The sequence below is a fragment of the Nocardia sp. NRRL S-836 genome (assembly GCF_001279525.1).
In the GTDB taxonomy this organism is placed as follows: Bacteria; Actinomycetota; Actinomycetes; order Mycobacteriales; family Pseudonocardiaceae; genus Lentzea.
On sequence record NZ_LGDY01000091.1, the window covers coordinates 456,742 to 479,803 of the forward strand.

A 23,062-nucleotide genomic window follows, 5' to 3' on the forward strand; every position below is an offset into this window, starting at 1 on the left:
CGCCCACCGGGGTGGACGGCCTCACCGGCTGACCGGTCAGCCCAGCACGCAGAGCAGCGAACACGCCTTGGCCGACGACCAGGCGCTGTACGCCCGGTCCCCGTTCACCGGCGTGTACTTCGCCTTCGCGCTGTTGGTCAACGGGAACAGCGACAGCAGCGCGTACGTCGAGCAGTGCACCTGCTTCGACTCACCCGGCTGCAACGTGAACGGCCCGGTCTGGCAGGACGGTTCCACGTCGTCGACCACGTAGGCGTCCGACACCGCGATCGGGCCGTTGTTGGTCACCGTGATGCGCCAGTACGCGGTGGCGTTCAGCAGGCCCAGGACGCCCACGGGTGCCTCCTTCACCCACGGTCCGGCGCCGCCCGCCTTGCAGTTCGCGGGTGTGTGCGAGGCGCAGATCTCCTTGTTCACCACCACGTTCGGCAGGCACGCCGAACCGGGCGCGACCCGCCGGGTCACGGTGTTGGACGTGAACGTGCCGGTCGCGTCGGTGCCGCCCGCGGTGTTGGCGATCGACGTGACGGTGCAGTCCGCGGCGATCGTGGTGCGGAAGCACATCTGCGGTGCGTCACCGGTGAACTCCACGACCAGCGCCGGCTGGTTGCCGCCGGTGAAGTCGGACGCGTTGTTCAGCACGAGCGAGGCCGTGACGGTCAGCGAGGTGGCGGACACACCGGTCAGGTCCACCGTGCCGTCGGGAGCGAAACCCGGTGTGGCGACCGGGTTCCCGTTCTGGTCGACGACCTTCGCGGTGGACGCGCCGAAGTTGACGTTCGCCGGCGTCACCCCCGTCAGGCGCGCCCTGGTGTAGGCGACCGGGTGTGCCGCGCCGTCGCAGTAGAACTGCGCCGGGGTGAGCGACACGGAGGCGCCGCTGCGCACGCAGGGCGACGCCCCCGTGTCAGGATCCACCGAGAACAGCACGCCCGCGTCACCCAGTGCGATCAGGCAACCGGTGGGGGAGTCGTAGGCGTAGCCGTAGTCCCTCGTGTAGCCGCCGTTGACGTTGGGGTGGGGGGCCGGGGACGGCAGGCCGGCGCAGGACGTTCCCGTGCTCCAGTCGTGGCACACCGTCGCGCCCAGGTGCGGCGGGCTGCCCCACACGCCGAGGTAGCTGCGCACGCGGTTACCGGTGCGGACCACCTCCGGGTTGAACACGTACAGGTAGTCGGCCAGCCCGGCCGGGCCAGGGGGAGCGGCCAGCGCCGACCCGTCGAGCGCGTAGCAGGTCGTGACGTTCGGGGCGCCGGTCGTGCTGGAACACGCACCGACCTCCGCGCCCGTCGTGCTGTAGGCGGTGTAGGCGTTGTAGGTGACGTTGCCGCTCGGGCCGACCGGCTTCGGGGACGCCCAGCCCGCGCAGGCGCTCGTGGTGGCCGGGTCGAAGCAGCCGAGCACCGGGACGCCGCCGCCGTACGGTGACGACGAGGCGAACACCTTGCCCGCGACCACGGTCAGCGCGCCGAGGTAGTAGCCGTTGGAGTTCGTGAACGGCACGATCGGCGCGTACGGCTGACCGGCGCACGCGCTCTGCGTGGCGATCGTCCAGCACACCACGTTGCCGGAGGTCGCGACGCCGTAGAGGTTCCCGCCGGCCTGGACGAGCCCGCCGAGCTCGACGACCTGCCCGGCGCGGGTCGCGAGCGGCCAGTACCCGCAGTTGCCGGGCGCGGCGAGGTCGAGGCAGCCGACACCGATCGAGGTGGCGGTGGTGGCGGAGTAGTACACCCGAGCCGGGTCCGCCGGATCGCGGACGTACTGCGGCTCCAGCGGACTGGCGATGTCACCGGTGGCGCCCGTGCCGAACGGGCCGGGGGTCGTGTTGAGCGGCCGCGGCCACGGGCCACCCGGACAGGGCGCGCTGGTCGCGAGGTCGGTGCACACCAGCTTCGGGTTGGCGGCCGGCACGTGGTGGTAGACGTTCCAGGACTGCAGGCGCCCGTCCGGCGTGCGGTGCAGGATCGGCGTGAAGCCGTCACCGCCGGTGGTGGCGGCGCTCGTCTGCACGGGCGGCGTGAGCAGGCTGGACAGCGCCGTTCCACCGTTGCGCACGGCCGGGTTCGATGCGCTGACCGGGTTGCCCTCGGTGCCGGTCCAGCCCGGCGGCACCCGCAGCGAGCCGGGCACGTAGCTCTGTCCGGCACCGATGGTGTCGGTGATGGTGGCAGCGCCGTTCGCGCCGCTGGCGTACGACACCACCCAGGTGGCGGTGTCGCCGTGCCCGGCGGGGTCGGACACGCCCTGCACGGACTTGGTGAGCGTGGACACGGGCGGTGCGGCGGCCGCGGGGGCAGCGGCGGCGGTGAGCGCGCTACCAGCGAGCACGACCGCTACCAGCGTTGCCGGTGAACGTCTTCGCACGAGCGGATCCCTTCAGCGGTGGGGCCGGGAACTGACCGCCGACCCTAGAGAGACCGCTCGCCCCGTCACGCACCGTCACCCGCGTGCGTGGGATTTCTGCCCCATCAGATCAGTGCGAAAACCCGAAGCATGTGATCCGGCATGAGTTTCCACATCGGTGACGAATGGAGTTTCACCTGAACGCCGCTGGAAACCGCCCATAGGAAAACCTGATGGGCAGTTTCCGGCGGCGTTCGGGCCGCGGGGTGTGCTCACCCCGTGCGGGTCACGACCACGCTGTGCGGACCGTGGAACACGATGTCGTGCGGGAACTTCACACTGTCCACAGTGAACTCACCGAGCGCCGGGAGGAGCAGGCCGAGCCCGATCTCCAGCTCGGCACGGGCGAGGGTGGCGCCGAGGCAGTAGTGGATGCCGAGGCCGAAGCCGGTGTTGCGGCCACCGGCGCGGTGCAGGTCCAGCTCGTCGGGTGCGGTGAACCGGGCGGGATCCCGGTTGGCCGCACCGAGCATCACCATGACCCTCGTGCCGGCCGGGACCGGCACGCCCGCGACGACGGCATCCTGGTGCGCCCACCGCCCGACCGCCTGCACGGGCGGGTCGAACCGCACCAGCTCCTCGACGGCGGCCGGGGTCACGCCGCGCCGCAGCTCCGCCAGCGGCTCCGGGCGTGCGGCCAGCGCCAGCACCGACTTGCTCAGCACGTTGGTCGTCGTCTCGTGCCCCGCGGTCATCAGGTGCACGCAGGTGCCGACGATCTCGTCCGACGACAGCGGTTCGCCGCGCGTCTGGGCGGACACCAGCAACGACACCAGGTCGGCGCCGGGGCTGAGTCGCCGCTGCTGCATCAGCGCGAGGAAGTAGTCGCGCAGCTCCTGTGCCGCGCGGTCGGCGATCCGGTGCGCGTCCGGGTTCGCCGCCGCCCTGACGCTGCTCGCCTGCTGGAGGTCGACCGCCATCTCCCGCAGCCACTCCCAGTCCGCGCGCGGCACGCCGAGCAGCTCGGAGATCACCAGGATCGGCAGCGGCGCGGAGAACCGCTCCACCAGGTCGAAGGTCACCGGCAGATCGGCCAGCAGCTCCTGTGCGATCGCGGTGATCCGCGGCCGCAGGTTCGTCACGACGGACGGCGAGAACTCCTTGTTCACCACGGACCGCAGCTCGGTGTGCCGGGGCGGGTCGAGGAAGACCAGCCAGTTCTCCACGAGCGTGCGCAGCGCCGACGTCACCGACACCGGGCTGCCACCGCCCGACGGTGACCGGCGGCCGAACGCGGCGGAGGTCAGCACCTCGACCGCCGCGTCGTGACCGAACACGTAGCAGGTGCCGTCCGCGAAGTGCACTGGTCCGGCCGCGAGGTAGCGGGCGAACACCGGGAACGGGTCGCGCAGGTCCTCGTCCGACCAGTCCTTCAACGAGAACGGTTTCACCGCGCACCTCCGCGCACCGTGTCGGCGAGAGCGCCCGCGTCCGCCGGCAGCTCGGTGCCCCGCCACGCCACGTGCCCGTCCGGCCGGACCAGCACGAACGGCCGCTCGTACGCCTGCGCGATCTCCGGCTGGTCCAGCCGCACCGCGCTGAACGGGATCCCGCGCGACTCGAACGCCTCCGTGAACCCCGCGAGCCGCGCGGAGTCCTCGAAGTGCACCAGGACGAACCCGTCACCGAAGAGGTCCAATGTGGACATGGAGTCCTTCACCCACGCGTGCGGCGCGCGGGAACCCGGCCGGGTGTTGGGCCTGCGGTCCTCCCGGTTCTCCGCCGTCGGGTCGTCGACGACCAGCGGGGAACCGGCGTAGGTGAAGCCGAGGTGGATCTCCGGGGCGTCGAACTCGCGGGCCACCCCACCGCGAAGCAACCCCTCGCTGATCTTCGCCCGCATCGCCGCGCCCTGCGGGGTGTCGTCGTTCAACGCGGGCGGCACCTCGCGGCGCATGGCCCGTTCCAGGTTGCGGTTCGCCTCCTCCAGGCCCTCGAACGCCACCGGCTGCCGTTCCAGCGTGTAGCTGTCCAGCAGGTCCGGCCCGGCCCAGCCGCGCAGTTCCGCGGCGAGCTTCCAGCCGAGGTCGGCGGCACCGCAGATCCCGGTGTTCATGCCGAACCCGCCCGACGGCGACAACGTGTGCGCCGAGTCGCCGACGAGGAACACCCGGCCGGAGCGGAAGCTCTCGGCGACCCGGTGCACGAGGTGCCATTCGTTGTCCGACAGCACCTGTACGGGCGTGTCGAACGCGATCGCCTTGCGCACCAGCGTCTCCGCGTCCTGCGTCGACTCCGGCGAGCCCTGCAGGCCGACGGTCATCCGGTACAGCCCGCGGCCGTCCAGCGCGCGGACCGGGAAGCGCAGCGCGGAGGAGATCATCAGGTAGTAGAAGTTCGCGACCCTGTCACCGAGCCGCTCGCGCAGTTCGGGCGCCTGGAACAGGATGTTGCGGAAGACGAGCGTGTCGTGCACGGCGGGAGCGGCGATGCCGAGCTGCTTGCGGATCGGCGACCCGGCGCCGTCACAGGCGATGAGATACTGAGCCCGCACCGAGGTGCCGTCGCTCAGCTGCGCGGACACGCCGGTGTCGTCCTGCGTGAACGACTCCAGCCGCGTGGACATCCGCACCGGCCCGTCGGGGTGCACGCCCACCGCCTCGCGCAGCAGCGGGCCGAGCCAGTGCTGCGGGCAGATCGCGTCCGGTTCCGGCGTGTGCCGGAAGTCCGGGCGGGTGGCCATGGTGTGGCGGGGCAGGCGGAACAGCTCGTGCCCGCCGATCCGGGTGGTCCACACGCAGTCCAGCGGGTGGTCGTCCGGCCAGCCCGAGTGGCGGATGTCGTCGGCGACACCCCAGCGGCGGAAGAACTCCATGGACCGCGGCCCGATGCTGGAGACCTTGGGGTGGCCGACCGTGCCGTCACCGGCCTCGACCAGGACGAAGCCCACGCCGCGCGAGCGCAGCTCCAGTGCCGTGGCCATGCCGGTCGGCCCGCCGCCGACAATGATCACTTCCGTGTCGAGCACGTCGTTCTCCCGGTTGTTCATGCCGCGCCACCGCGCATGCGGCGGTACCCGGACGCCACGAGCGGGCGTTCGACCGGTGCGCAGCCGTGGATCTCCTGTGCCGCGGCCAGACCCGACTCGATCGCACCCTCGATCCACGCCGGGTACGTCGAGCAGTGCTCGCCGGCGAAGAACAGCGTGCCCTGCGGTTTGGCCGCCAGCGCCCGTTCCTCCTCGGCGGTCGCCACGTCCTTGCTCCACCGCACCGACGCCGCGCCCATGCTGGAGAAGTCCTCGCCCCAGGCCTGGGTCACCACGTCGAGCACCATGCCGGGCTTCTTGAGCTCCGGGTGGATGCGGCTCAGCTCGTCCAGCACGACGCGTTCCCGCTTCTCCGGCGACACCTGCGCCAGCGCGTCCGCGTCCGGGCCGATGGTGTAGCTGGCGAGCAGTGCGGCACCGAGCCGCGGATCGCTCTCGACCGGCGGGTAGTAGGTCTGGCGCACCAGGCCGCCGGTGAACGAGCCACCGCCGCTGATGCCGTCCTCCTCCCAGAAAGCCCGCTCGCAGTGCACTGCGATCTTCGTGGCCGGCCAGTACTGCATGTCGTGCACGGTCGCGAGCTTGTCGTCGTCCAGCCCGCTCAGGTTCATCCGCCTGACCACCGAGAACGGCACGGTGCACAGCACGTAGTCGCAGTGGCTCGCCACGACGTCCAGGCCGCGCCGCGTCTCCACCACCACGCCGTCCGGCCGCACGTGCAGCCCGACCACCTCGCGGCCGCGGTGCACGGGACCGCGCAGGCCCTCCGCCAGGCGCACGGGGATCTGGTCCATCCCGCCTTCGAGGCGGAACAGCGCGGACGACGTCTCGACGGTGATGTCGTCGAAGAAGTGCGCGAGGCGGCTGCGCGCGGCGAACCGGGGGTTGCCCGCGAAGAACCGGTTGAGGTCGACCCGCTCGACACCGCCGTTGCTCGCCAGGTACGGCCGCACGTCGATGCCGTCGAGCAGGTCCAGCAGCTCCAGGTTGAGGTCGCTGTGCACGGTGGTGCGGAAGGCACCGGGCGCCACGGCGTTCACGCTCGCGGTCAGCCACGCCGCCGCGAGCACGGACTCCTCGCGGTAGTCACCGGGTGGCAGGCCGCGGCGGAACTCCTCGACGAGCACGGCCGTCGCCTCGCGCACCCGCAGGTGCCCGGCGGGCGTTTCCAGGTAGCTGGCGTCGTCGGAGAACAGCGTGCGGAACTGCCGCACCCGGTCGCTGAGCCCCAGCAGGTCGATCCACTGCATGGTCCGGTGGTGCGAGGCGGGGATGCGCATGGCACCGAGCTCGGCGAGCGGGCCCCTGCCCACGAACCCGTGCGTGCGGATGCGGCCGCCGACCGCCGGCCGGGCCTCCAGCACCTGGACGTTGTGGCCCAGGCGCTCCAGCTCGTGCGCCGCGACCAGCCCCGCGACCCCCGCGCCGAGCACGGTGACCCGTTTCGGCTGCTGCGGCCAGTGGGGTACGCCCGACAGTACGTTCGTGTGCACCGGACTCATGGCTGAATGGTCCCGTCGCGGCGGAGTGCCCCACATCCCTCAGCCCGCAGGCGGCCCGCGTGGGTCGGTGTGCCGAACACACCGGCCGCCTCCGTTCATACCGCGCGACACAACGGTTTCTGCGTGCCACGCGGGCGCGGCACCCCGTCCGCCACGACACTCTGCACCAAACTCTCTCGTGAGGAGCCTGTCATGCCAGTGCGCACCGCCGACGTCGGCCAGCGAACGACCACCGTGCGCGGACACGACGGCCTGCGGCTGGCCGCGACCGTGGTCCGGCCCGCGGGCGACCTGCGCTGCACGGCCCTGCTGCTGCACGGCGAGGGGTCCGACCGCGAGCAGGGCGGGTTCTACCTGCGGCTGGCCACCGAACTGGCCCAGCTCGGCGTCGCGAGCCTGCGCGTCGACCTGCCGGGGCACGGCGAGAGCGAGGGCACGCAGGAGGAGCTGAGCCTGTCCGGTCTGCTCAACGTCATCAGCGCCGCCACGGCCCACCTGCGCGAGCACGTGGACGCCGGACCGGCGGTGCTCCTCGCGACTGGCCTGACCGGTGGCGTCGCCGCGGGGTACGCCGCGCGGCGGGGCGACGAGGTGGCGAAGGTGGTGCTGTACAACCCGCTGATCGACTACCAGGAGCACTTCGTCGACGCGAACCCGCGGTGGTCCGGTGGCTTCATCGGTGCCGAGGCGGGACGCGCGCTGCTCAGCGACGGGCACCTGCGGCTCTCCGACACCTTCGTGGTCGGGCGGCCCATGCTGAACGAGGTGTTCTGGCTCCAGCCGCGCGGGGTGCTGCCGGTGATCACCGCGCCGACCCTGGTCGTGCACGGCACCGGCCCGACCGGGGTGCCGGTGGCCTCGTCGCGCAGCGCGGTGGAGGCGCTCACGTGCCCGAGCAGGCTGGTCGAGATCGTCCCGCCGGTCGACGCGCACTGGCAGGCACCGGCGATCCGGGTGACCACGGAGTGGCTGCTCAGCTCGCACTGAACACCCCGCTGATCAACGCGAGAAGGCCCTTCACCGTCGACGGTGAAGGGCCTTCTTGTTGTGAGTCAAGCGATCTGCGGCCAGGAGGCGTACTGGCGCAACCCGTAGAGCAGTGGTTGCGAGGCGGACCGGTGCACGACCCGTGCGACCCGGCCGAACACGACCACGTGCGTGCCGGTGCGGTGCATGTGGTCGACCTCGCAGTCCGCCGCGGCGTGCGCGGCGTCCACGAGGTGCGGTCCGCCGACCGACTCCGGGCGGGCCCAGGCCACCTGCCGGAACCGGTCGGGGTCGCCGGACGAGAACAGCTCGGCGGCCGCGCGAGCCTCGTGGTGCAGCAGGTTCACCGTGAAGGAACCGTTGCGCACCACCGCGTCCAGCGTGGGGCTGGTGTCGCGCAGGCACACGAGCAACGTCGGCGGGTCCAGCGACACGCTCGACAACGACGACACCGTCATGCCCCACGGCGTGTCGTCCAGGTCGAAGGCGGTCACCACCGCGACACCGGTTGGGAACGCCGCCATCAGCGAACGGAACTGGGTGCTCACAGCGGAACCTCCTCTCGTGCCGCGCCGGCCCTCCTGGTGATCAGGTCCAGCAGCGGGCCGGTGAGCGCGGTCGTCGTCAACGCCATCACCAGCAGTGCGACGAACAGCCCCGGCGTGAGCAGCCCGGCGGCGAACCCGATCTGCAGCACCACGATCTCGGTGAGCCCGCGCGTGTTCACCAGGACGCCGACCCGCAGCGACGTGACCGCGTCCTCGCCACCCCAGCGCGCACCGGCGTAACCGCCGCCGACCTTGCCCAGGACACCGAGCACCGTCGCCAGCGCCACGGCGGCCCACGGGAAACCGGAGACCCCGCTCGTGGACAGCGTCGCACCGGCCACGACGAAGAACACCGGCACGAACGCCCGGCCCACCCGGCTGACCAGCGTGACGATCCGGGACCACGCCTCGGTCCTCGGCACCATCACACCGACCAGGAACGCGCCGAAGATGGCCGTGAGCCCGAGGGAGTGCACCGCCGTTCCCGCGGCCAGCGTCACCGCGGCGAGCAGCAGGGCGGTCGTGCGCGGCCGGCCGGAGGCGAACCCCGTGACCGGCGCCGAGCCGAGCAGCCTGTGGCCGGCCAGGGCGATCAGCCCGCCGGCACCGATGGTGGCGAACGCCAGCCACACACCGCCCAGGCCACCGGCGGCGAGCCCGAGCGCCACGGTCAGCAGCAACCAGGCCGGCGTGTCGATCAGCACCGACGCCATCATCGACAGCCCGGAGGCGCGGCCCAGGTCGGACCGCTCCTCCAGGATGCGCGCGAGCACCGGCACCGCCGTGACGGACATCGCGACCGCGAGCATCAGCACCAGCGCGACGGCGGGCGCGGTGCCGCGCACGTCGGCCGGTGCCAGCCAGAGCACCCAGCCGGCGAAGGCGAGGCCGGTCAGCAGCGGCACCACGAACGCGCCGGCGCTGATCCGGCCGAGCGCCCTGCCCCGCCACCCGCCCGCACCCCGGTCGAGGTGGTGCACGACGCCGACGAGGAACAGCACGAGCCCCGCCTCGCCGACCTGCTTCAGCACGCCGGTGACGTCCGGGGGCAGCACCGCCGTGAACAGGCTCCTGCCGAGCCCGGCCAGCAGCACCGGCCCGAGCAGGATGCTCAGCGCGATCTCGCCGATCACGGTGGGCATCCGCAGCGCCCGTGCGAGCACCCGGCCCAGCGCCGCGACCGCGAGCACCGCGCCCAGCAGTGCGACGAGGTGGATCCCGTTCTGCACCACCGAGGTCACCTCGCCCGGTGCAGTTGAGCGAAGTAGTCGTACTGGGTGGGCAGGGTGCGCGCGAGCTCCGCGGCCTGCTCCTCGACGAGCTTGAACTCGTGCTGGGCCGACGCCGGGTCCATCAGGTTGAGCGCGGGCGAGGACTTGAGCTCCAGGCCACCGAGGCCGAGCAGCATGCACACGTAGGAGTAGGACTCGAACCCGTGGTAGTGCGGGAACACCGACTCGTTGTCCGGCAACCGGGTCTGCCAGCGCTCCAGCCGCTCGGCCAGGCCGTCGGGCAGCGGACGGGACTTGGTGTCCTTCCAGTACTGGTTGTCCTGGCGCTTGGCGGCGTAGTAGTGCACGACGAGGAACTCGCGCACGCCGTCCATCACGTTGTTGACCAGCCTGTTGTACGACTCGCGCAGGCCGTCGTCCCAGCGCGCGTCCGGGAAGTGCTTCACCAGCTGCTCGATGCCGTGCTGGATGAAGAAGATGCCGGTGGACTCCAGCGGCTCGACGAACCCGCTCGACAGGCCGATGGCGACGCAGTTGTTCACCCAGTGCCTGCGGCTGCGGCCGATGCGCATCTTGATGTGGTTGGCCTCGGCGTGCTCGGCGGCCGGGCCGACGAACGCGCGCAGCGTCCGTTCCGCCTCCTCCGGCGTGGTGTAGTCGCCGGCGTAGACGTACCCGGTGCCGATGCGGTCGAACAGCGGAATCGTCCAGATCCAGCCGGCCTCCTGCGCCGTGGCGGTCGTGCACGGCCGCAGGCCGCGGTTCTCCATGTCCTGCGGCACGCGCAACGCCACCGCGCTGTCGTTGGGCAGCGACGACTGGTACGACTCGAACGGTTCGGCGAGCGCCTTGCCGAGCAGCAGGCTGCGGAACCCGGTGCAGTCGATGAACAGGTCACCGGTGAGGTCGCCGTGCTCCTTCGTGACGACGTGGCTGATCCAGCCGCGCTCGTCGAGCGCCACGTCCTGCACGTCGTCCAGCACGTGCGTGACACCCCGCGCGACCGCGTAGTCCCGCAGGTAGTTCGCGACCAGCGTGGCGTCGAAGTGGTAGGCGTACGGGAACTGCGTGGTCTGCTCGGCGAGCGTGGTCCGGTAGCTGCTGCGCTCGCCCAGGTCCCGCTCGAACAGCGTGCCGTCGAGGCGGCGCGGCGACTTCAGGTCGTCGCACAGCGTGCCGACCAGGAAGCACTCCTTGTCGAAGCGGTCCGACCGCGGCTCGCGCAGCCACCAGTCCGTGAGCGGGAAGCCGTCCACGACGCGCTGCCGCTCGAACGGGTGGTAGAAGTGGTGCCCCGGCTCACGCCAGTTCTCGAAGCGGATGGCGAGCTTGTAGGTCGCGTTGCACGCGGGCATCCACTCCTTCTCCTCCAGGCCGAGGTAGTCGAAGAAGTGCCGGACCGTGCTGAACGTCGCCTCGCCCACGCCGATCGCGCCAACGCGTGCCGACTCGACGAGCGTCACGTTGACCCGGTCGCCGAACGCGGCCGTGAGGTAGGACGCGGTCATCCAGCCGGCCGTGCCGCCGCCGACCACCACTACGTTCTTCAACATCTTGGGACACCTTCCGGTTCGTGGTTACTCGGCAACGGCGTGGATCAGGCTCTGCGGTGACGAGGTCGGCGTGACCTCGGTGCGGCGCAGGCCTGATTTCCGCAGCAGTGCGTCGTAGTGGTCGAGGTCGCGCTCACGGCCCGCGTTGACGGCGAGCATTCCGAGGTCGAGCAGCGGGGCGAAGCCCGGTTCGCCGATCGGCCCGAGCGGCATCTCGACGATGACCACCCGTCCGCCCGGCCGCAGTGCCTTGCGGCAGTTGGCGAGGATCTTGACGCACGACTCGTCGTCCCAGTTGTGCATGACCGCCTTCAGCAGGAACAGGTCGCCTTCCGGAACCGAGTCGAAGAAGGAGCCGCCGGCGAACGTGCAGCGGTCGCGCAGCCCCGCCTTCTCCGCCTCGGCCACCGCGGTCGGCTCCACCGTCGGCAGGTCGAACACCACCCCCCGCAGACGGGGGTTCGCCCGCAGCAGCGAGTGCAGCAATGCGCCGTTCGCGCCGCCGACGTCCACCGCGGTCGTGACAGCGGTCGTGTCGAGCAGCTCGCCGATCTCCCGCGACAGGCCGTCGGTCAGCTCGGTCATCGAGCTGGAGAACCGTTCCCACTCCAGCGGGTTCGCCTGGAAGTAGGTCCAGATGTCACTGCCCAGCGCGGCCCCGGTCTGCGGCTCACCGGCGCGCACGGCGTCCGGGAACCTGCCCCACGACAGCCAGTGCCCCGGCGAGCCGTGCACGATCGCGATGTCGCGCAACGAACCTGGCGTGCCCTCGGTCAGCGTCGCCAGCAACGGCGTGCCGGCGAACCGGCCGTCGGCGTAGGCCACCAGCCCCTGGGCCGCGCAGGCGCGCAGCAGCCGGGTCGTCGTGTCGACGTCGACGTCCGTCAGCGCCGCGATCTCCTCGGCGGTCAGCGGGGCGTCGGCGAGGTGGTCGGCGAGCTTGAGGTCGGCGACGGCGTGCACGATCTGGGTGATCCAGTACCCCGTGATCATCTGCATCATCCGTGCCTGCGGTGGCATTCCCGGTGCGGTCATGGGTGGGTCTCCTCCGGCGCCTCGGCCTGAGTGCCGACGTGTTCTGGGGGTGCTGACGTGGTTCGGGGTGCTGGCGTGTTCTGGGGTGCTGACCTGTTCTGGGGTGCGGACGTGCTCCGGCCGGAAGCCGAGCCCGATGACGCGGCTCATCAGCCACTGGGCGACACCGAGCTTCTCGAACACCTTGGGCGCGGGTGGCTGGCCGGACCCGCCGAGCGCCTCGTCGATGCCGAACCGCTGGGTGGCGCGCTGGAGTCCCTGCGACAGCGCGACAGCGCGTTTCCTGCGCTTGCGCACCCGTGCGAGCAGCTCGTGGTCGAACGGGCCGCCGTCCTGGGCCCGCAGCAGCGCGGCGGTCAGGATGTTCGCGGTGGCCACGGCGTCCTGGACGGCGAGGTTGACGCCGAACCCCGCGACCGGCGACATGGCGTGCGCGGCGTCACCGATGAACAGCAGGCCGGGCTCGTGCCACCGCTCCAGCCGGTCGATCCGCGCCTCCAGCGGGCTCAGCTGGTCCACGGAGGACACCTCGTGCACGCGGTCGGCGAGGAACGGCACCAGTTCGGCGAGGTCGGCGCGGAACCTGTCGAGCCCCTCCCGGCGCACCCGGTCCATGCCGCCGGTCGACGTCTCGTACGACATCTGCCAGTAGGTGCGGCGGTCGGTCGCGCCGAAGATCTTGCCGTTGCCGATCCGCACGCAGATGCCCTCGTCCGGATCGGTGTCCCTGCGCGAGATCCGGAAGAAGATCACGTCGAGCGACCGGCCGATCAGCGTCGGAGTGAAGCCCGCGTCCTGCCTGATGACCGAGTGCCGGCCGTCGGCGGCGACCACGAGCGTGCAGCGGATCTCGCGCTCGCCCTCGGGTCCCCGGACGCGCACGCCGGCAACTCGCCCGTTCTCCCGCACGACCCCCAGCGCCTCGGTCTTCATCAGCAGCCGGAACCCCGGGTACCTCTTCGCCTCCGCGGTGATGAGGTCGAGGAAGTCCCACTGCGGCACGAACGCCATGTACGGGTAGCGGACCCTGAGCCGGCGGAAGTCGGCGATGTCGATCCGCTTGCCGTCCTGCACCACGCCGATCGTGCTGACCTTCTGGTGCGGCAGCGCGTGGAACCGGTCGATCAGCCCCAGCTCGTCGAGGATCTGCAGCGTCGCCGGGTGCACGGTGTCGCCGCGGAAGTCGCGGTGGAAGTCGGCGTGCTTCTCCAGCACCACGACGTCCACACCGGACCGGGCCAGCAGCAGTCCGAGCACGGCACCGGCGGGGCCGCCGCCCACGATGCACACTGTCGTCGTCTCAGCCATCACAGGTCTTTCAGGTCCATGGTGCGCAACGAGTCACCGATGAAGGCGAGCAGGTCGCCCACGGTCGGGGTGAGGCCGAACCCGGTGCACTTGCGGGCGAGGTCGGCGACCTCGTGGAACTCGCGGGCCATCCACTCGACCGCGACGTCGGGCCGGGAGATGTACTCCGGTGCGGAGTCGAGCTCGAACGACGGACCGGCGGTGCGGCCGGGACGCCCGGACGGCAGCGTGACGATCAGCTCGCCCAGCGGCCGCAGCACACCGGTCATGATGTCCAGCGACCAGTTCATCAGCCGGGAGCGGCGCAGCGACTTGTCCGGGCTGTACCCGAAGTGCTGCACCATCAGCTGCATCGCGAGGAAGTACGACCGGTTGAACGCCTTCATGGCGATGCGGGCCGGCTCGTGGGTGACGTGGTCCAGCGCCGGGTTGCCCGGTGTCAGCGTGGGGTTGCGCATCACCGGGTAGGCCGGGTTCCACGGGATCCTGCGGTCGTTCGGGCCCTTGGCGCGTTCCGCGATCAGCAGCTCGGAGATGCGCAGGAACGTGTCGAAGTGCGACTCCTCCTCCGGCAGCGTCGAGGGGATCTGACCGCCCTCGCCGTGCTCGGTGACGAAGTCGATGGCGAACACGGCGCTCGCCACGTCGTCGACTTCCAGCTGGTAGTCGGGGTGCACCGCGTTGACCGACTCGCGCATGAACAGGTGGTGCGCGCCGCCGCCACGGCCCTTCTTCACCAGGAACACGCCCGGCACGGCCTGGATGCCCTCGCGGATCGCCGCGTACAGCTCGCTCAGCGACCCGTACTGGTACGGCTCGCCGTCCGCGCGCAGGACCGTGGAGTCGTTGCCCTCGATGTCGTCGATCAGGTCGTGCGGTTGTTCCAGCGCCACGAACCGTTGCACGCTCGCGAGGTTCAGCGCCTCCAGCGAGAACTCCAGCGGGACGCAGACCTGGCTGTTGAACGTGCCGAAGTCCAGCCTGGGCAGGTGGAACGGCCGGCCCATCGCCATCAGGATGTTGTTGATCGCGAGGAAGTGCATCATCTCCTCGCGGGCGACGGACATCAGGCTGCCGCGGATGCCGTTGCTCCACGTCTCGGTGCCCTCGCCGCACGCGGTGAGCAGCTGCTCCTCGGTCCACTCACCGCGCTCGACCAGCTTCTTGCCCGCGCCGTGCGTCGGCACGCTGTACGCCGCGTAGAGGTACTGCACCATGGTGGCCAGCTCGATCGACGCCGCCTGGTACAGCGCGTGCAGCAACTGGTCCTTCGTGGTGATGGTGCCGAGTTTGCGCTGCTGCGGCACGAAAGTCGGCGGGGTCTGCCGCTGGGCGTCGTCGGCGAGCAGGTAGCGCAGCATCAGCCGGATCTGCGGGGCGCTCATGTCGCGCGTCGGCGGCATGTAGAACGTCTTCGCCTTGTGCTCGGGTGCCGACACGTGCCAGATCAGCCGGGCATAGGGCTCGACCTTGAACTCGTCGGCGAGGCTCAGCACCTCCGACCGCATGAACGAGTACTGCAGCTCGTAGTAGGCGAGTGCCTCGCGGTACAGCGTGGGGAAGGTGATCTCCTCGTCCGGCAGTGCGTCGAGGTGCCAGTGGTCGGGCAGCACCCGCACCGCCACGGACCCGACCGCCGACCAGTAGCCCTGCGCGTCGTCGTTGTCGTAGCGCTCGGCCGCCGTGGCACCCGCCGGCTCCGGTGTGGTCTCCGGTCGCAGCAGGAGCCTCGTCGCACCGCCGCGCACGCCCTTGAGGGTGATCGTGCCGCGGCCGTGCTCGTCGGTCGCCAGCACCTGCGTGGGCCGGTACTCGGACTGCCCGGCCGGCAGGAAGGCGACGAGCCGCGCGGTGTCGCGGTCCTGCGCCAGCGGCAGTCCGGCGGGGTTGACGTACTGCCCGACGTGGATGCGGTCGACGCGCGCGGGCACACCGCGCACGTACGAGCGGACCGGGATCTCGACGGCGTGGTCCTCGCCGGTCCCGGTGTTCTCGTGCTCCAGGAACAACGCGGCCTCGTCGGACTCGACCACGACCTCCTCCTCGCGCGACAGCACGGTGCCGGCGGGGTCGGTGATCACCAGCGCCTCGGCGGGGTCGCCGGTGCCACCGTCCACACGGGACGCCACGACGATGCCGGACGTGGGGGCGTCCGGTGCGGGCGTGATGGTGGCGAGCAGCGTGCCCGACGCCGTGCGCACCTCCAGGTCGGTCCGCGGCTGGGCGGTGACCAGGTTCGCGGTGACGTGGGAGTCGCTGACGTGCACGGACACGTTGTGCAGCGCCGATCCGGTGGTGCGCGGGGTGAGCAGCCGCCCGGCCGGGTAGCTGCGCAGCTCGTGGCGGTGCCAGGCCGCGATGGTCCCGCGCAGCCGCCAGACGTCCGGCTGGCCCTCGCCGGTGTGCTTCTGGTCGGTGAGCGCGAACTGGACCACCAGGCCGTCCGCGTCGTCCTCGACCACCTCGGCCAGCCGCGCGAGGGCGGGGGAGTCCGCGAACCCGTCGAGCCAGTGCAGTCCCTCGGTCTTGTCCACGGCGAACTGGTGCAGCACGGTGTGGAACTGGTTCCAGCGCGGCGGGCACATGCCGTTCACGTCACCGGTCACGAGGTACGGGACGTCGTGCGAGCGGCCGGAGCGCCCGAGCGCGAGCTGGCCGACCATCAGCGTTGTGGTCCAGTTCGAGGCCGGGTCGACGTCGAACACGCGGCACCGGTTGGCCGTGCCCGCGGTGTAGTCGCAGAAGTGGCCCCAGAAGTCGAGCTGGCGGCCCACGAGCAGGTCGCCGGTGCTCACCTCGCCCGCGGCGAGCTCGGTGCCGACGATCCGCGCGTCGACCCAGAAGTGGCCGTTGCCCTCGAAGTTGTGGCCCTTGGACTCGCCCAGGAAGTCGTAGTACTCCTGCACCGGGCGGTCGGTGTCGAACACGCCGTTGTCGTCGATGGCCCGGTTGGTCTCCAGGTCCAGCCAGCCCGCCCGCGGCCCGGTCGGCAGCCGGGTGATCGCGGCGCCGGCGAAGTGCAGCCGGGGCAGGTCGAAGACGCTCATGCGTTGTCCCAGACGGCCGCGCTCATGGTGGGGATGAGGTCCTTGGTGATGCGCACGCCGGGCAGCGCCTTCTCGTACTGCAGCCGGAACTCCGTGTCGGTGAGCGGCATCGCCGCCGCGCTCATCTCCAGCCAGCGCGGGTGCAGCATCATCCGGACCGAGTCGCAGGCGGCCTCGACGTCGCCGGAGACGTCGTAGATGATCTTGCCGGTCTGGAACGCGTAGGCGCTCTGCTCGGCCGGTGCGGCCGCACCGTCGGGCTGGGTGACGTCGACGACGACCAGCCGCCCGCCGGGTGCGACGAGGGCGCGCAGCACGGGCAGCACCTCGTCCGCGGGGCCCATGTGGAACACCGCGTTCACCGACATGACGAGGTCGAACCGGCCGTCGTGCTCCGGCGTCAGGTCGACGGCGTTGCGGCACTCGTAGCGCACCGGGACGCGGGTCGGTTTCGTGGCCGCGATGTCGAGCATCTTCTGCGAGACGTCGACACCGACCACCTCGTCGTACCGGTCGGCGAGCATGCCGCAGTTGTTGCCGCTGCCGCAGCCCACGTCGAGCGCGCGGGTGCCGGCGGGCAGCTGCTCGATGAGCCACGACCGCACCGGGCTCGTGGCGGCGTCACGGATCACCGTGAACCGCTCGTAGAGCTCGGCCAGGTCATCAAAGTACGCTTCCGGGGCGCTCATTGAGGTTCCTCGACTTCCGGCAGTCCCACGACTGGATCGCCTCCACCATCGAGCGTCCGGCAGTCGGCTGAAAGGACGGCGCGGAGAACCTGCGCGCTCGCGCAGGGTGGCCCGCCGATCACGCCGCGGCGCGGGCGATGTGGTGTGTCCGCGCACGTCGCGATACTGCATTCGCACATTCGCCGACGTGAATGAGGAAGCCGATGCGCGACGAACGCGACTGCGACGTCCTGGTGGTGGGTGCGGGGCCGACCGGCCTGTGCGCGGCGTTGATGCTGGCGCAGCACGGTGTGCGCGTGCGGGTGGTCGACCTCAAGTCCGGTCCGGTCGAGCAGGCGCGCGCCGCGATCGTGCACGCGCGCACGCTGGAGTACTTCGACCGGCTGGGGGTCGCCGAGGCGGCGGTCGCCCGCGGCCTGCCGATCACCGACGTCGCCATCCACGAGGCCGGCCGGCACGTGGGGGACATGCCGCTGGCCGGGGAGGGCACCGCCGACCGGACCCGGTTCCCCTACGCGCTCGCGCTGGAGCAGTTCGAGACCGAGCGGGTGCTGGTGGAGGCGTTGAAGGAGCACCACGTCGACGTCGAGTGGAACACGGCGGTGGCCGGCCTGACCGACTCCGGGGAGGTCGTCACCGCGACCACGGACGACGGGCGGTCGATCACGGCGCGCTGGCTGGTCGGTGCCGACGGGGCGAGCAGCGTGGTGCGCGGGTTCGTCGGCCAGTCGTTCGACGGCGAGACCTACGACCAGGCCGGCATGCTCGCGGACGTCACGCTGGACGTCGACCTGGGCGTGCGGGGCATGCGCCTGAACCTGACCCGCGGCGGTTTCGTCGGCATCCTGCCACTGGCGTCCGGGCGGTGCCGGCTCTTCGGGGTGGTGCCACCACAGCTGGAGCGGGCGCCGTCACAGCACAAGCCGTCGCACGAGGCCTACGCGCCGCTGGCCGCAGAAGACCTCCAGCAGTGGTTCGAGAACTACTTCAAGGTCGACGCCCGGCTGAAGGAGATCGTCTGGGCGTCGATGTTCCGGTTCCACAGCCGGATCGCGTCCCGGTTCCGCGTGGGCAACGTCTTCCTCGCCGGCGACGCGGCGCACATCCACAACCCGGCGGGCGGCCAGGGACTCAACCTCGGCGTCGGGGACGCGGTCAACCTCGCCTGGAAGCTCGCGCAGGTCGTGAACGGCGAGGCACCCGAGTGGCTGCTCGACACCTACGAGTCGGAACGCCGCCCGATCGCCAGGACCGTGCTCAAGCGCACCGACCTCGGGTTCAAGCTGGAGACCGGGAACAGCGCGGTGGCGGTGTGGATGCGCACGCACGTGGCGACCCGCGTGGTCGGCGTGGTGTCCCGGCTGGCGCCGATCCGGCGGATGTTCTTCCACATGTTCTCCCAGCTGTGGATCAGCTACCGCAACTCGCCCGCGGTCGGCCCCGGCACCGGACCGCTGCGGCCGGGCGACCGGGCGCCGTACGCGGAGATCAGGCCCACCCGGGACGGGGCGAGCAGCGTGCTGGACCTGACGCACGGCGCCGGGTACCACGTCCTGCTGTTCGGGGCGCAGTCGCTCGACACCGACCGGCTGGCGGCGAGCCTGGACGACCGGTACACCGTGGCGATCACCACCCACGTGCTCCCGCCGGAGGAGGAGGCCGCCTACCGCGTGTACCAGGCGAACGGTCCGCTGCTCGTGCTCATCCGGCCGGACGGGCACATCGCGGCGGTCGCGGAACCGCAGTCGGTGCAGAACGTCGTGGACCACCTCGACACCGTGCTCACGCGGGTGAAGTCACCCGTCTGAACGGCGTCACCCACACGGCCCCATGCCACGCATCCGCGTGGGATCGATCCCGCGCGGTGTTCGGAGTCCGGTCCGTTCTCCCACACTGGGCCCATGACACAGACCGGCAAGACCGACGAGTCCCGCGGGTTCTCCGACCCGGAGTACTGGAACTTCATGTACGACGAGGGAACCGCGCCGTGGCTCATCGGCGGACCGCAGCCCGCGGTCGTCGCACTGGAGGAGCAGGGACTGATCCGCGGCCGGGTGCTCGAACCCGGCTGCGGCTCCGGCGAGCACACCATCCTGTTCACCAAGCTCGGCTACGACTCCCTCGGCGTCGACCTGTCGCCGAGCGCGATCGCCTACGCCCGACGCACGGCGGTCGAACGCGGTGTGCCCGGGGCCCGGTTCGAGGTGGCGAACATGCTCCACCCCGAGGAGCACCCGTTCCTCTCCGGCGGGTTCGACACCGTCGTCGACGTGGCGCTGTTCCACGGCTTCGGTGCCTACGGCGACGGCCCGGAGGCCTCGAAGGCGTACGCGGCGGTGCTGCACTCGCTCACCAACCCCGGCGCGCTGGTGCACATCCTCGCCCACTCCGACGCCGCGCCGGGGCTGAGCTCCAGCATCAGCGACGACGTCATCCGCGCGACGTTCCAGGACGGCTGGGAGGTCGAGAGCATCGAGGCGTCCAGCTACCAGGGGTTCATCACCGAGCAGATCTCCGAGGTCGCCGTGCAGCGCGGGCTGCCCGCGCACGGGCACGTCGAGCTCGCCGCGTGGCTCGGCCGCATCCGCCGGCTCTGAGCGGCGCCGCCGGGTCGTGCGGGACAGCGGGCACGGGTCGCCGAACGTCATCGGGGCGGTGCACCCGGCGACCCGTGCCGCTCACAGGTCGAGCACCAGCCGGGGTGAGCGCGACCGTGACACGCAGATCATCATCGCGTCACCGCACTCCTGCTCCGCCGCGGTGAGCACGGAGTCGCGGTGCTCCGGTGTGCCGCCCAGCACGATCGTCTCGCAGGTGCCGCACGTGCCCTCCCGGCAGGACGACAGCACGGACACGCCCGCCTGTTCCACCACGTCGAGCACGGACCGGCCGGCCGGGACGCGCAGCACGGTGCCGGTCTGCGCCAGCTCGACCTCGAACTCCTGCCGTGACGGCGGTGCCACACCGGTCTTCGGCGCGAACCGTTCGACGTGGAGGCTCCCCTCCGGCCACGCCGCGCAGTGCTGCTCGACCGCCGTCAGCAACGCCTCCGGCCCGCAGCAGTAGACGGCGGTGCCCTCCTCCGGTTCACCGAGCAGCGCCGCCAGGTCCAGCAGGCCGTCCTCGTCCTGGGGACGGATCTCGGTGCCGGCGAGGCGTTCCAGCTCGGCGCGGAACGCCATGGAGGACCGCGTCCGGCCGCCGTAGACCAGCCGCCAGTCGTGCCCGGCCGCCTCGACCCGCGCGACCATCGGCAGGATCGGCGTGATGCCGATGCCGCCCGCGATGAACAGGTAGCGCTTCGCCTCGACGAGCTCGAAGTGGTTGCGCGGCCCGCGGACCTCGACCTGCTGACCCGCGGCGAGCACGTCGTGCACGTGCCGCGACCCGCCGCGCCCGCCCGGTTCGAGCAGGACGGCGACCGTCATGGTCGCGGTGTCGGACGGGTCGCCGCACAGCGAGTACTGGCGGACGAGGCCGTCGGCGAGCACCAGGTCCACGTGCGCACCCGGCGTCCACGCCGGCAACGGGTCGCCGTCCGGGTGCCGCAACGTCAGCAGCACCACGCCGTCCGCGATCACATCTTTCTTCTCCAGCACGAGTTTCACGGCGCGTGCCCCTCGGGGTGGGCGAGCAGCCACTCCCACAGCTCGACCGGGTCCTCGAACCCGCGCTCCGCGGCGCAGTGGCACACCGCGCGGAGCCGGTCGGTGCCGGGCACCCAGTGGACGCGCACCACGCGGTCGCCGGTGAGCGCGTTCACGCGTTGTCCCGCAGGCGCTTGAGCATCCGCCGCGCGGCGAGCCCACCGGTGTCGATGTTGATCGACAGCTCCTGGTAGCCCTCCGGTTCTCCCGCGATGACCTGCTCCAGCACGTTCAGCGCCACCACGTCCTGCATGACGACGGTGCGGTTGCTCTCGGCGAGGAACGCGGAGACCTCCTCGTCGCCGAGCGCGAAGTCCCGTGCCACGGCCCAGAAGTCGTGCGTCGAGGTCTCGGTCTCCGGCGTGATCGCGTACACGACCTCGACGTGGAACGCGTCCGGGTCGCTCCCGTCGGGTGCGGGCGTGGAACCGACGGGCGCGATGCGGCTGTGCAGCTTGTACAGGCACGGCGGGGTGTACTCGATGTCCTGCCAGCGCGCGATCCGGCCCTCCAGCCCGGTCGACTTCGAGTAGAACGGCGGGCATTCCGCGTCGTCCATGTGCCGTGAGACGTAGACGATGCCCGCGTCCTCGTCCACCTCGGTCGTGACCGGCGTGGCGGCGACCTCCGGCGTGCCGATGTAACCGCCGTGCAGGTACGTCTCGTGCGAGAGGTCCAGCAGGTTGTCGACCAGCAGCTCGTACCTGGCGTTCAACGGTTCCATGCCGCAGACCGTCGTGTAGTCCGGCGAGACGAGCCACGGCGCGCGCGGAATCTTCCGGGTGTCGGCCTTCTCCGGGTCGCCGATGAACACCCACACGAACGAGTCCTGCTCGACGACCGGGTAGGGCAGCAGCCGCGCGGTGCGGGGGATGCGGGTCTGCCCCGGCACGGCGACGCACCTGCCACCGGAGTCGTAGGTGAAACCGTGGTAGCCGCACACCACCTGGTCGTCGACGAGCCGCGAGGGCGGCTGGGACAGCGGGAACCGGCGGTGCACGCAGCGGTCCGGCACGGCCGTCACGACTCCGGCGCGGGTGCGCCAGAACAGGACCGGTTCGCCGCAGACGGTGCGGCTGAACAGGTCGTGCTCGATCTCGGACCCGTAGGCGGCGACGTACCACTGGTCACGTGGGAAGCCGGTCATCGGTGCTCCTCCTCGGTGGTGGGAAGGCCACAGCGTGGCGGAGACCACTACCGGATAAGCAGCACCATTTCCGGAAAATGGAAGCCCTTAGGCCGACAGGGCGCGGGAGATCGCCTGAGCGCTGGTGCGCACGAGCGGCGCCAAGGCGTGCGGCGTGCTGCTCCGGTGCCGCACGACGAGCGACACCGCGGCGATGACCGCACCGTTCCGGTCGCGGATCGGCGCGCCGACCGACAGGGCGTCCATCGTGACCTGGCGGTCGCTGATCGAGAACCCGTTCGACCGGACGGCGGCCAGCATCCGGCGCAGCTGGACCGGATCGGTGACGGTCCTGGCGGTGTACCGCTCGATCGGGCGGTCCAGCACCTCCTCCTGCACCTCGACGGGCGCGTGCGCGAGCAGGACGAGGCCGACACCGGTGGCGGTGAGCGCGAACCGGCTGCCCACGCGGGTGAGCACCGGGACCGCGCCGGAGCCCGCTATCCGTTCGACGAAGACGAGCTCCACGCCCTCCCTGACGGCGAGCTGCACGTTCTCCCTGGTGATCTGGGAGAGGTCCTCCAGGAACGGCAGCGCGGCCTCGCGCAGTCCGGGGCCACGTGGCGCGAGCGAGCCGAGCTCCCACAGCCGCAGCCCGACGCGGAACAGCCCGTCGTCACCGCGTTCCACGGCGCCCCACGCGCACAGCTCCCGCAGCAGCCGGTGCGCGGTCGACAACGGCACCTCCGCGCGCCGGGACAGCTCGCTGAGCGTCAGCTCGCGGTGCTCGGCGTCGAACGCGTCGAGCAACCGGAGCGCGCGGCCGATCACCGGACCGGTGGGACCGGCGGGCCGTCCTCGCCTCGGTGCGCTCATCCCGCCATCTTCCCAAGCCCCGGACCGGTAGTCCGGCACCACGCGGGTCGCCATGACGTACACCGCCACCGTCACCTGACGCTCGCGACCCTCCCACCGCCACCCCTACCGTCGAAC

The 23,062-nt window shown here is 71.3% G+C and carries 17 protein-coding genes; 3 read left to right on the forward strand and 14 right to left on the reverse strand.

Annotated features, from left to right (window positions below):
* Positions 1 to 36: 36 nt before the first annotated feature.
* The 4 genes from ADL03_RS13050 to ADL03_RS13065 form a co-directional block, all read right to left on the reverse strand.
* Positions 37 to 2,331: a hypothetical protein gene (locus ADL03_RS13050; protein ID WP_197288288.1), complete on the reverse strand. Its 2,295-nt coding sequence runs from the start codon at positions 2,329 to 2,331 to the stop codon at positions 37 to 39.
* A 287-nt stretch (positions 2,332 to 2,618) separates the two neighbouring features.
* Positions 2,619 to 3,797 carry a cytochrome P450 gene (locus ADL03_RS13055; protein WP_053733625.1) on the reverse strand — a complete coding sequence of 393 codons (1,179 nt, stop codon included), beginning with the start codon at positions 3,795 to 3,797 and terminating at the stop codon, positions 2,619 to 2,621.
* Positions 3,794 to 5,395, reverse strand: coding sequence for an FAD-dependent monooxygenase (locus tag ADL03_RS13060; protein WP_053733626.1), 1,602 nt, complete (start codon positions 5,393 to 5,395; stop codon positions 3,794 to 3,796). The genes ADL03_RS13055 and ADL03_RS13060 overlap by 4 nt, the downstream gene beginning before the upstream one ends.
* Positions 5,392 to 6,897 carry an NAD(P)/FAD-dependent oxidoreductase gene (locus tag ADL03_RS13065; protein WP_082373080.1) on the reverse strand — a complete coding sequence of 502 codons (1,506 nt, stop codon included), beginning with the start codon at positions 6,895 to 6,897 and terminating at the stop codon, positions 5,392 to 5,394. The genes ADL03_RS13060 and ADL03_RS13065 overlap by 4 nt, the downstream gene beginning before the upstream one ends.
* 192 nt (positions 6,898 to 7,089) lie before the next feature.
* Between ADL03_RS13065 and ADL03_RS13070 the strand changes: the two genes are divergently transcribed.
* Positions 7,090 to 7,884 (forward strand): alpha/beta hydrolase, encoded by a 795-nt coding sequence (locus ADL03_RS13070; RefSeq protein WP_082373081.1) that lies wholly within the window; start codon positions 7,090 to 7,092, stop codon positions 7,882 to 7,884.
* Between the two features lie 65 nt (positions 7,885 to 7,949).
* On the opposite strand, the gene ADL03_RS13075 is transcribed toward ADL03_RS13070, so the two are convergent.
* From ADL03_RS13075 to ADL03_RS13100, 6 genes are read right to left on the reverse strand one after another with little or no spacing between them, the layout of a single operon-like run.
* On the reverse strand, positions 7,950 to 8,432 hold the full coding sequence (locus ADL03_RS13075) for a flavin reductase family protein (protein WP_197288289.1): 483 nt from the start codon (positions 8,430 to 8,432) through the stop codon (positions 7,950 to 7,952).
* Positions 8,429 to 9,664, reverse strand: a complete 1,236-nt coding sequence (locus ADL03_RS13080; protein WP_063798564.1) for a cation:proton antiporter — start codon at positions 9,662 to 9,664, stop codon at positions 8,429 to 8,431. Before ADL03_RS13080 ends, ADL03_RS13075 begins: the two co-directional genes overlap by 4 nt.
* Positions 9,665 to 9,669: 5 nt before the next feature.
* Complete coding sequence (locus ADL03_RS13085; RefSeq protein WP_082373082.1) at positions 9,670 to 11,217, reverse strand: tryptophan halogenase family protein; 1,548 nt, start codon at positions 11,215 to 11,217, stop codon at positions 9,670 to 9,672.
* A 24-nt stretch (positions 11,218 to 11,241) separates the two neighbouring features.
* Entirely contained in the window at positions 11,242 to 13,560 is a 2,319-nt protein-coding gene (locus tag ADL03_RS44730; protein ID WP_082373083.1) for an FAD-dependent oxidoreductase, read from the reverse strand.
* Entirely contained in the window at positions 13,560 to 16,607 is a 3,048-nt protein-coding gene (locus ADL03_RS13095; protein WP_053733630.1) for a ferritin-like domain-containing protein, read from the reverse strand. Before ADL03_RS13095 ends, ADL03_RS44730 begins: the two co-directional genes overlap by 1 nt.
* Positions 16,604 to 17,296, reverse strand: a complete 693-nt coding sequence (locus tag ADL03_RS13100; RefSeq protein WP_053733631.1) for a bifunctional 2-polyprenyl-6-hydroxyphenol methylase/3-demethylubiquinol 3-O-methyltransferase UbiG — start codon at positions 17,294 to 17,296, stop codon at positions 16,604 to 16,606. Before ADL03_RS13100 ends, ADL03_RS13095 begins: the two co-directional genes overlap by 4 nt.
* Before the next feature lie 203 nt (positions 17,297 to 17,499).
* On the opposite strand from ADL03_RS13100, the gene ADL03_RS13105 reads away from it, so the two are divergent.
* Both ADL03_RS13105 and ADL03_RS13110 read left to right on the forward strand, forming a co-directional pair.
* A complete protein-coding gene (locus tag ADL03_RS13105) occupies positions 17,500 to 19,104 on the forward strand; it encodes an FAD-dependent monooxygenase (RefSeq protein ID WP_053733632.1) in 1,605 nt (534 codons plus the stop codon).
* A gap of 93 nt (positions 19,105 to 19,197) precedes the next feature.
* A complete protein-coding gene (locus ADL03_RS13110) occupies positions 19,198 to 19,893 on the forward strand; it encodes a cyclopropane-fatty-acyl-phospholipid synthase family protein (protein WP_053733633.1) in 696 nt (231 codons plus the stop codon).
* Between the two features lie 81 nt (positions 19,894 to 19,974).
* Here ADL03_RS13110 and ADL03_RS13115 read toward each other — a convergent pair whose 3' ends face one another.
* From ADL03_RS13115 to ADL03_RS13125, 4 genes are all read right to left on the reverse strand, one after another.
* Entirely contained in the window at positions 19,975 to 20,904 is a 930-nt protein-coding gene (locus ADL03_RS13115; RefSeq protein ID WP_053733634.1) for a PDR/VanB family oxidoreductase, read from the reverse strand.
* A complete protein-coding gene (locus tag ADL03_RS46880; protein ID WP_157528548.1) occupies positions 20,901 to 21,059 on the reverse strand; it encodes a hypothetical protein in 159 nt (52 codons plus the stop codon). The genes ADL03_RS13115 and ADL03_RS46880 overlap by 4 nt, the downstream gene beginning before the upstream one ends.
* Entirely contained in the window at positions 21,056 to 22,090 is a 1,035-nt protein-coding gene (locus ADL03_RS13120) for an aromatic ring-hydroxylating dioxygenase subunit alpha (protein ID WP_053733635.1), read from the reverse strand. Before ADL03_RS13120 ends, ADL03_RS46880 begins: the two co-directional genes overlap by 4 nt.
* 87 nt (positions 22,091 to 22,177) lie before the next feature.
* Positions 22,178 to 22,945 (reverse strand): IclR family transcriptional regulator, encoded by a 768-nt coding sequence (locus ADL03_RS13125; RefSeq protein ID WP_157528550.1) that lies wholly within the window; start codon positions 22,943 to 22,945, stop codon positions 22,178 to 22,180.
* Positions 22,946 to 23,062 lie beyond the last annotated feature (117 nt).